The sequence below is a fragment of the Micromonospora endophytica genome (assembly GCF_003236305.1).
GTDB lineage: Bacteria > Actinomycetota > Actinomycetes > Mycobacteriales > Micromonosporaceae > Micromonospora > Micromonospora endophytica.
In genome coordinates, this window is record NZ_POTX01000226.1 from 1 (window position 1) to 9,577 (window position 9,577).

General features: G+C 72.3%; 7 protein-coding genes. 4 read left to right on the forward strand and 3 right to left on the reverse strand.

What is annotated here, in order from left to right; all coding sequences use genetic code 11:
- Positions 1 to 119 precede the first annotated feature (119 nt).
- Positions 120 to 1,397: an ABC transporter substrate-binding protein gene (locus C1I93_RS24540; protein ID WP_111245649.1), complete on the reverse strand. Its 1,278-nt coding sequence runs from the start codon at positions 1,395 to 1,397 to the stop codon at positions 120 to 122.
- A 287-nt stretch (positions 1,398 to 1,684) separates the two neighbouring features.
- Here C1I93_RS24540 and C1I93_RS24545 point away from each other — a divergent pair, with 287 nt between their 5' ends.
- Entirely contained in the window at positions 1,685 to 2,707 is a 1,023-nt protein-coding gene (locus C1I93_RS24545) for a LacI family DNA-binding transcriptional regulator (protein ID WP_111245650.1), read from the forward strand.
- Positions 2,708 to 2,730: 23 nt separating this feature from the next.
- Here C1I93_RS24545 and C1I93_RS24550 read toward each other — a convergent pair whose 3' ends face one another.
- A complete protein-coding gene (locus tag C1I93_RS24550; RefSeq protein WP_223256461.1) occupies positions 2,731 to 5,070 on the reverse strand; it encodes a bifunctional diguanylate cyclase/phosphodiesterase in 2,340 nt (779 codons plus the stop codon).
- A 198-nt stretch (positions 5,071 to 5,268) separates the two neighbouring features.
- Here C1I93_RS24550 and C1I93_RS24555 point away from each other — a divergent pair, with 198 nt between their 5' ends.
- Positions 5,269 to 5,646, forward strand: a complete 378-nt coding sequence (locus tag C1I93_RS24555; protein ID WP_111245651.1) for a PH domain-containing protein — start codon at positions 5,269 to 5,271, stop codon at positions 5,644 to 5,646.
- Between the two features lie 27 nt (positions 5,647 to 5,673).
- Here the strand turns inward: C1I93_RS24555 and C1I93_RS24560 are convergent, their stop codons facing one another.
- Complete coding sequence (locus tag C1I93_RS24560; RefSeq protein WP_111245652.1) at positions 5,674 to 6,606, reverse strand: 2-hydroxyacid dehydrogenase; 933 nt, start codon at positions 6,604 to 6,606, stop codon at positions 5,674 to 5,676.
- A 98-nt stretch (positions 6,607 to 6,704) separates the two neighbouring features.
- Between C1I93_RS24560 and C1I93_RS24565 the strand changes: the two genes are divergently transcribed.
- Both C1I93_RS24565 and C1I93_RS24570 read left to right on the forward strand, forming a co-directional pair.
- The gene (locus tag C1I93_RS24565) at positions 6,705 to 7,868 is read left to right on the forward strand and encodes a PQQ-dependent sugar dehydrogenase (protein WP_111245653.1); all 1,164 of its coding nucleotides are present in this window, start codon (positions 6,705 to 6,707) and stop codon (positions 7,866 to 7,868) included.
- 133 nt (positions 7,869 to 8,001) lie between these two features.
- The coding region (locus tag C1I93_RS24570; RefSeq protein ID WP_111245654.1) for a metallophosphoesterase at positions 8,002 to 9,577 on the forward strand (1,576 nt) is incomplete at its 3' end.

Below are 9,577 nucleotides of genomic sequence, written 5' to 3' on the forward strand. Positions count from 1 at the left end.
GGCGGGGGGCGGCGGGTGGTCGGTTCGGGAGCCGCGCGCGTGGTGGACATGGGCACACTCCAGTGGGACGGGCGGAGGCGGCGCGGGCTGCCAGCTGCCCGCGCCGCCCCTGGCTCGGGCTACTTGCTTGCCTTCTCGGCTTCCTTGATCGCCTCGGCCCACGCCGCGTCCGACTTGAGCGTGCCGTTCTGCACCCGGTTGATCACGTTCTCCACCGCCACCCGGGTCGGGCCGTGCTTCCGGCCGAGGTACTGCGGCGTCAGGGCCTGCGCCATCTTCGGGAAGATCTGCCCGACCGGCGCGGAGCTGAAGAACTCGTTCTTGAACTCGGTGATCGCGGGATCGGTGTAGAGGCCCGGCTGTGACGGCAGGTTGCCGACCGTCTTGAAGACCTCGATCTGCTGCTCCGGCTGGATCAGCCACTCCAGGAACTTGTACGCCTCGTCGACGTTCTTGCCCTGCTTGGGAACGGTGAGGAAGGAGCCGCCCCAGTTGCCACCGCCACCGGGCACGGCGGCGATGTCCCACTTGCCCTTGGTGCCGGGTGCGGTGTTCTGAATGTGTCCGAGCATCCACGCCGGGCAGGCGAGCACCGCGAACGCGCCGCTGGTGAAGCCCTTGTCCCAGTCGGCCTGGAAGCTGGTGAGGTTGGCGGAGATGCCGGCGTCGACGGCCTTCACCGCGTAGTCGAAGGCGACCCTGGGGCCACCCTCCATCTGCAACTGCTCCTCGGGGTTGTAGAAGCCGACCGGCTGCTGGCCGAGGACGGGGTTGAACAGGTTGGTGCCGTTGTCGATGAACTTCTTCTTCGACTTGGCGGTGTAGTCCTGGCCGACCCGGATGAAGTCGTCCCAGGTGGGCCAGAGCGCGGAGACCTCGTCCCGCTCGGTGGGCAGACCGGCAGCCTCGAACAGGTCGGTGCGGTAGCACATGGCCAGGCCACCGACGTCGGTGCCGAGGCCGATCTGGGTGTTGCCGTCGGGCGAGAGCGACTGCTGCCACTTCCACGGCAGGTAGTTGCTCTCGTACTTGCCGGCGCCCTGGTCGAGCAGGTTGACGAACTTGTCCGCCTGGCTGCGGAACTGGACGATGAAGCCCTCGTCGATGGCGGCGATGTCAGGCGCGCCCGAGCCGGCGATCAGCTTCTTCTGGAGATCCTCGTGCTGGGCGTTGAACTCGCCCGAGTTGAGGGCGATCTTGACGTTGGTGTGCTCCGCCTCGTACTTCGCCTTCAATTCCTGGAGGCCGAAGTCGCCCCAGAAGCTGATCGTCAGATTGACGTCGCCGTCACCACCGGAGCCGCCCTGGGTGCTGCGCCCGCTGCACGCCACCACCAGGGATCCGACCGTCAGACCTACGGCTGCGACCCGCAGCCAACGAGGGGTAGACCGTCTCATGACCCATCCTCCGAGACCTCGTGGGAACGCTCCCTAGATCGAGAGACGTCGACTGAACCGGATAAGTGAGGCCACCGTACGGGCGCGCTCCCACAGTGTCAACGGCGGGTTAACAAAGTGGCTGACACGTAACCTGACACGGTGGATGCCGACGTGAAAACGCCTGTCACACCGCTTTTCGACGCAGCCTGGGACGCCCGTGCGGACGGCACGGAATCGACAGCTCCGACGCCCGTAGACTGAACCGCGCAAGCTGCGCCAAGGCAGGTTCAGGAGGACGTACGCGGGTGAAGCGACCCACGATCGCGGATGTCGCCCGGCGGGCGGGAGTTTCCAAGGGCGCGGTGTCATACGCGCTCAACGGCCAACCCGGCGTCTCCGAGGCGACCCGGCAACGCATCCTCGCCATCGCCGCCGAGATCGGGTTCAGCCCGAGCAGCGCGGCCCGGGCACTCTCCGGCGCGACCGCCCGGGCGATCGGGCTGATCCTCGCCCGGCCGGCCCGCACCCTCGGCATCGAGCCGTTCTTCATGGAGCTGATCAGTGGCGTGGAGGCGGAACTCTCCGCCCGCTCGTACGCGCTGACCCTTCAGGTGGTGGCCGACCAGGACGCCGAGATCGAGGTCTACCGGCGCTGGTGGGGAGAGCGACGGGTCGACGGCGTGCTCGTCTGCGACCTGCGCACCGGTGACCGGCGGGTGCCCGTACTCGAAGAACTGGGCCTGCCCGCCGTGGTGATCGGCGGTCCGGCGGGCGCCGGCGGCCTGCCGCACGTCTGGTCGGACGAGGCGGCGGCGCTCGCGGAGACCGTGGAGTATCTCTACGCCCTGGGGCATCGGCGGATCGCCCGGGTCGCCGGCCTGCCCGACCTGCTGCACACCGCGCTCCGGAGCCGGGCCTTCACCGAGGTGGGTCAGCGCCTCGGGCTGACCGAGGCGGTCACCGTCTCCTCCGACTACACAGGCGAGGAGGGCGCGCGGGTGACCCGTCGGTTGCTCAGCTCGCGGCTGCGCCCCACCGCGCTGATCTACGACAACGACGTGATGGCGATCGCCGGACTTTCCGTCGCCCAGGAGATGGGGATCACCGTGCCGGCCGATCTGTCCATCGTGGCCTGGGACGACTCGCCGCTGTGCCGGTTGGTGCATCCGCCGCTCACCGCGCTCGGTCGGGACATCCCGGCCTACGGCGGGCACGCCGCCGCCCAGTTGTTACAGGTGATCGAGGGTGCCGAGGCGGCCGGGCTGGAGGACGAGCAGGCGCACCTGACCCCGCGCGGCAGCACCGGCCCGCCACCGAGCCAACACTGAACCGGTTAAGTGAACATTCATCCTCACCGTGACGTGGTGGGAAACTCCTCAAAATACGCCTCGACCCGTTCCGCGGTCGCCGGCCGGGCCAGCTCGTACCCCTGGCCGTAGCGGCACCCGGCCCGCAGCGCCCCCTCGACCTGATGGGCCGATTCCAGCTCCTCGGCCACCACCTCCAGCCCGATCCGGTCGGCGACGGTCACCACCACGTCCAGCAGCGGCCGGTGCCCCGCGTCACGCGCCACGGTCAGCTCCGGCCCCACCTTCAGCAGATCGATGGGCAGTCGCCGCAGTTGGGCCAGGGAGGCGTGCTCGGCACGGAAGTCGTCGAGGGCGGTCCGGATGCCCATCGACCGCAGCCCGGCCAGCCGCGCCACCACCGTCGGCAACTCGGCACCCACCCGCGGCTCGGAGACCTCCACCACCAACTGGTCCGTGCCGATGCCGTACGCGTCGAGCACCGCCACCGTCCGGGGCACGAAATCCGGTGAGGTCAGTTCGCGTACCGAGGCGTTCACCGCCATCCACAGTCGCCGGCCGCCGGTCGACCAGTCCGCCAACTGCCGGCACGCCCGGTCCAGCACCCACGTGCCCAGCTCGCCCACGATGTCGAGATCCTCGGCGACCGGCAGCAGCTCCGCCGGGAACACCGTGCCGAGCACCGGGCTGCGCCAGCGCAGCAACGCCTCGGTGCCGACCGGCCACCGGTCGGCGAGCCCGAGCACCGGCTGGTAGACCAGGTCCAGCTCACCCCGGGCGACCGCGCCGGGCAGTTCCCGCTCCAGTTCCAGCCGGCGGACCAGCTGTTCCTCCAGGTACGCGTCGTACCACTCGACCCGGTCCCGGCCGAGCTGGGCGGCGCGCCGCCGGGCCAGGTCGGCCTGCCGCAACACGTCCTCGGGCGGGCCGGGGTTGAGTTCGGCGAGCCCCACGCTGGCCCGCGACCGCAGCACCGCCCCGGACACCTCGTAGGGCCGGTCCAGGACGGTGAGCAGTCGCGCTCCCAGCGCGTAGGCGAGCACCGGCCCGGCCGTCGTGATCACCGCGAGGCCGCTACCGGCCAGGTCGAACACCTCGTCACCCTCGGCCACCAGGGCCCGGGTCCGGCGGACCGCCTCGGCCGTCACGTCGTCGCGCGCCGCCACCCCGGGCAGCTCGGTCAGGTGCAGGTCGACCACGAGCAGGGCACCGGTCACCGGCGTCGGCCGCGCCGCCAACGCCCACAACAACGCGGCCCGGCCGGCGGGCACCGGCCGCACCACTGCGCCAGCCTGATCAGACGGTGACGTCTCCTGTGCAGCGGCAGGTGGCATCGCCTGCGGCGGTGCCGCGGGCTCGGGCGTTGGCGCAGCGGGCTCGGGTGGTGAGTGCCGTTCCGCGTCGCCGCTGAGCAGTTCCCGGACCACCAGCGGGACCACCGCGGCAAGCGCCAGCGACACCGCGACGCGGTCGAGCAGCAGACCGGCCTGCAACTGATGGACGGTGGCGACCACCACCCCGGCCGCCGGCACCAGCGTCCGCGGCCAGATCAGGGTGGCCGCCCGTGGCGGGTCGCCAGCCGCCTGTGCCACGTGCCGCATCCCGTCGGCGATCAGCAGCACGCCCACCACCAGCGCAGGCACCGCCAACAGCGCGGCTAGGCCGGCGGTGGGGCCGGCCGGTAGCGCGGCCAGCCACACCAGGGCGATCATGGTCAGCGCCGCACCGACCCGGCACCGGGCGGCACCGGTGTGGCGGTGCGCCCCGGTCAGCACGGTCAGCACGTCACCCGCGAGCAGCCCGATGCCCACCGCAGCGGCCAGCCGCCCCGCCGCCGGCACACCGGCGTACGGCAGGAGCAGCCAGGCGACGAACACCAGACACAACCCGGCCACCGCGCCGTCGAGCAGTCGGCGTAGCCGTACCGGGGTCGGTGGACGCGGCCGGCGCGGCAGGCTGAACAGGCCGGCACCCAGCAGGACGGTGGTGCCGGCGAGCCCGGTGGCGGCCACCGCCGGGCGGTAGCCCGGCGAGGCCAGCGGCAACACCGCAGCGGTCAGGCCGGCGGTCACCACCGCGGCGTGCAGCAGTGCGGCGGCCCGGCGGGGTCGGGCGGCCCGACGACGGGCCAGCCGACCGCCCGTGAGGTTGGTGAACTGCGCGTCGGGGTCGATGGCGAGGCGGGACAGGCGGACGCCGGCCAGTGTCGAACCGGCGGCACCGGCGAGTGCCACCACGGCCAGCGCGGGCATCGGGCCGGTCGTGCCGATGGCGACCAGCACGGCGACCACCGCGAGGACACAGGCTTCCGGCAGGGCGGGATGGCGGGCAGAGCGGCGGAGCCAACGGTGGGCGGTGGCGCGGAGCGCGGCGGGGAGGAGCACGGCGTTCGCCTTCGTGAGGGGGACACGGGGGCGGTGCGGCGGTGCGCGGACGGCGAACAAGGTAGTTCGCCGCCCACCATCCGTGAACGAGCCAATCCGCAAAGAGTGACGACTCCTGGACAGTGAGTCAGATCACGCTGGACATCGCCTGTGGTGGCCGGGTACGGCCCGGCGCGACCCGGATGGGATCATCGACTGATGGCCCGCTCCGACACCGTGCGATTCCGGCACCACCAGGCCATCCTGGTCGCGGCGATCGTCGCCACCCTCGGCACCCTGCCGTTGGCCAGTGCCCGCGCGTACCTGCTGCCGATCCTGCTCGTGCCACTGACGGTGGCGGCCTGGTCCTGGCGTACCGGCACCGACGCGGACGCCCACGGGCTGCGCCTGCGTGCGCTGGTCGGCCAGCGCCGCGTCCCCTGGGACCGGGTGACCGAGCTGGGCACCGATCCGCGCGGGCGGGCGGTCGCCCAGCTCACCGACGGCGAGCGGCTGGTGCTGCCCGCGGTCCGGGGCGCGGACCTGCCCCGCCTGGTGACGGCGGCCGGCCAGGGCGAGATCCAGTCGGCCCAATAGCCCCGCAGGGGCTACCGGCAGGTCGGCTCAATAGCCGTTCGCCACCACGTTCTCCAGGCGCTCACCGGCCACGTACCGGCGGATCTGCTGGCCGACCAGCCGGTACGCCCGCGGCAGCAGGCCCCGCACCGAGCCTGCCACGTGCGGGGTGATCAGCACGTTCGGCATCTCCCAGAGCGGATGCTCGGCGGGCAGCGGCTCCGGGTCGGTGACGTCCAGCGCAGCCGAGATCCGGCCGCTGCGCAGCTCGGCGACCAGGGCGTCGGTACGCGCCACCGGCCCCCGGGCGGCGTTCACCAGCAGCGCACCGTCACGCATGGCGGCCAGGAACTTCTCGTCCACCAGCCCCCGGGTCTGGTCGGTGAGCGGCACCAGCAGCACCACCACGTCGGCCTGCGGCAGCAGCTGGGGCAGCTCCGCGACCCCGTGCACCCCCTGATCCGGCCGGGCCGTGCGAGCCACCAGGATGAACTCCACCTCGAACGGGGTGAGCCGGGCCCGCACGGCGGTGCCGATCGAGCCGGCGCCGACGATAAGCACCCGCTTGCCGGCCAGCTCGTCGGTCGGCGCCACCTCGGCGTACGCCCAGCGTCGCTGCGCCTGGGCGCGGGCCAGGGTGCCGAAGGCGCGGAGCTGGGACAGGATCGCGGCGACCACCCACTCGGCGGTGGAGGGATCGTGCACGCCCCGGGCGTCACAGAGTTGGACGCCGGGCGGGACGTGGCCGACCCAGGTGTCCGCGCCGGCCGAGAGCAACTGCACCACCGCCAGCTCGCGCAGCTCGGGCAGGAGCGCGGTGGTCTGCCGCTGGGCGAGGAAGGGCGGCACCCAGAACCGGACGTCGGCTGCGGACGAGGGCAGCCGGGCGGGGTCGGCCATCGTCTCGACGGTGACCTCCGGTGGCAGGTCACCGAGCAGGTCGTGGGCGTATCCGGTCTCGTGCGGGATCCATACCTTCACGCTCGCCGACGATATGCCTGCCTGGTCGGGGCCGCCGTTCGGGGGGTGCCCCACGCCGACGACCGCACCGTCGGCCGGGGCGGGCTACCCTGGGCCGGATGAGCGCTCCCCCGTACTCCCGTGCCCGTCAGGTCCGCACGGCCCTCGCCGCGTCCTGCGTGACGTTGCTGTTCGCCGCCACCGGATGCAGCCTCGGTGAGCCGGATCCGGATCCGGCAGGCGAGCCACCGAACCTGCCCACCCCGTCGGCGAGCACCGGCACCGGCGACCGGGAGGTCGTCGCCACCGTGCTGGCCAAGGGACTCCAGGTGCCCTGGGGCATCGCCTTCCTGCCCGACGGGGGCGCTCTGGTCACCGAACGCGACAGCGGCCGGATCCTCCAGGTCGGCCCGGAGTCGAACTCGGACGGCCTGAAGGTCACCGAGGTGCAGACCATCGACGAGGTGGCCGCCGGCGGCGAGGGCGGCCTGCTGGGCATCGCCGTCTCCCCCGAGTTCGCGCAGGACCGGACGGCATTCGTCTACTACACCGCCGAACGGGACAACCGCATCGCCCGGTTCCGGCTCGGCGAGAAGCCCACCCCGATCCTCACCGGCATCCCCAAGGCCGGCATCCACAACGGCGGCGGCTTGGCCTTCGGTCCCGACGGGCACCTCTACGCCGCCACCGGCGACGCCGGGGAGACCGACCAGTCGCAGGACGCCGAGCAGCTCGGCGGCAAGATCCTGCGGATCACCCCGGACGGCGAGCCGGCGCCCGGCAACCCCTTCCCGGACTCCCCGGTCTGGTCGCTGGGACACCGCAACGTGCAGGGCATCACCTGGGCGGGCGAGAAGATGTACGCGGTCGAGTTCGGCCAGAACACCTGGGACGAGATCAACCAGATCAGCAAGGGCAAGAACTACGGCTGGCCCGAGGTCGAGGGACGCGGCGGCGACGAGAAGTACGTCGACCCGATCGTGCAGTGGTCCACCGACGAGGCGTCCTGCTCCGGCCTGGCGGCGGTCGAACGTACGCTGGCCACCGCCTGCCTGCGCGGGCAGCGCCTCTGGCTGGTCGAGCTGACCGAGACCGGCACGGTGCTCGGGCAGCCGCACGCGTTGCTGACCGAGCAGTACGGGCGGTTGCGCGCGATCGCCGCCGCACCGGACGGCTCGCTCTGGGTCGGCACCTCCAACCATGACGGGCGGGGCCGGCCGGCAGCCGAGGACGACCGGCTGCTGCGGCTGGTCTTCTCCGGTGGTGGTGCCGGCCGGAGCTGAGCCGGCCGGCTTCTCCCCTGGCCGGGCCGGCCGTACCCAGGTGGCGCGGCCGGCGACCGCCGGTTAGGTTCTCGCACGGGCCTCTCGGTCCAGGTTTGCCAAGATCTTTCGGCGGGCAGGTCAGAATCTCAGCATGGACGGTCACGAGAACGAGCAGCCGCGCCGCGACGGGGCCGGGGACAGCCCGGCGGCGCGCCCGCGCGCCTTCGCCCCGCTGCGGCGCGCCGCAGCGGCGTCGCGTCGCGCCGGGCGGCACCGGAGCGTACGCGGCATCGGTGTCACCCTGGCCGTCCTGGCCGTCACGTTGGCCGGGGTGCTGGCCGGGGTCATCGCCGGCGGGCAGGTCGGCACGGACATCGGGCCGTTCCGGGCGAAGCTGTCGGTCTCGCCCGCCACCCACGGCGGCACCACCGTCGACATCCCGCCGCTGGGCGCGCTGCAACTGGACAGCCACAACGGGCCCACCCACCTCACCGTGCAGCTGGGTGCGCTGGAGCAGAGCAAGGTCGAGGCGCTGTTCGAGGACCCGGCGAGCCTGAACCGCGCCACCCAGTCGGCTGTCGACGAGGTACGCGAGGGGGTGATGCGGCTCGGGCTGCGTACCATCGGCGCCGCCGTCCTGGCCACCCTGGTGCTGGCCCTGCTGGTCTTCCGCGACACCCGCCGGGCCGCCTGGGCCGGTGGCCTGGCGTTGCTGATCACCGCCGGCAGCCTCGGCACCGCCGCGGCGACCATCCGCCCCCAGTCGATCGAGGAACCCCGGTACGAAGGGCTGCTCGTCAACGCCCCGGCGATCGTCGGTGACGTACGAAAGATCGCCAACGACTACACCCGCTACGCCGAGCAGCTCCAGCGCCTCATCGGCAACGTCACCCAGCTCTACACCACCGTCTCGGCGCTGCCGGTGTTCGAGCAGGAACCGGGCACCACCCGGGTCCTGCACATCTCCGACATGCACCTCAACCCGGCCGCCTGGCAGCTGATCCGGACGGTGGTGGAGCAGTTCGCCATCGACGTGGTGATCGACACCGGCGACATCACCGACTGGGGCAGCGAACCGGAAGCCTCCTACGTGGGCTCGATCAGCCTGCTCCGCAAGCCCTACGTCTACATCCGCGGCAACCACGACTCCGGGCGTACGGCGGCGGCGGTGGCGCAGCAGCCGAACGCGGTAGTGCTGGACAACGCCACGGTCACCGTCGCCGGGCTGACCATCGCCGGCATCGGCGACCCCCGGTTCACCCCGGACAAGAGCACCTCGCCCGCCGCCGGCGGGCTCAACCCGCCGACCGCCAACGAGCTGATCGCCAACGGTGAGCAGCTCGCCGAGACGGTCCGCAGTTCACCACGGCCGGTGAACATCGCGCTGGTGCATGATCCGTCCGCCGCCGGCCCGCTCTCCGGCACCTGCCCGCTGGTGCTGGCCGGGCACACCCACGACCGCCGGGTGGAGAAGCTGCCCGAGGTGCCGGGCCAGCAGCCCACCACGCTGATGGTGGAGGGCTCGACCGGTGGCGCCGGCCTGCGCGGCCTGGAGGGCGAGCAGCCCACCCCGCTGAGCATGACGGTGCTCTACTTCGACCAGGAGAAGCTGCTCCAGGCGTACGACGACATCACCGTCGGCGGCACCGGCCAGGCCCAGGTCAACCTGGAACGCACAGTGGTGAACCAACCCACCGTCGGCCCCTCCGCCTCGGTGACCCCCACCC

What these genes read in the sequence shown, in the direction of transcription:
- C1I93_RS24540 (WP_111245649.1), bottom strand. Translation starts at nt 1,397, where the DNA reads ATGAGACGGTCTACCCCTCGTTGGCTGCGGGTCGCAGCCGTAGGTCTG.
- C1I93_RS24555 (WP_111245651.1), top strand. Translation starts at nt 5,269, where the DNA reads ATGGCCCGCTCCGACACCGTGCGATTCCGGCACCACCAGGCCATCCTG.
- C1I93_RS24565 (WP_111245653.1), top strand. Translation starts at nt 6,705, where the DNA reads ATGAGCGCTCCCCCGTACTCCCGTGCCCGTCAGGTCCGCACGGCCCTC.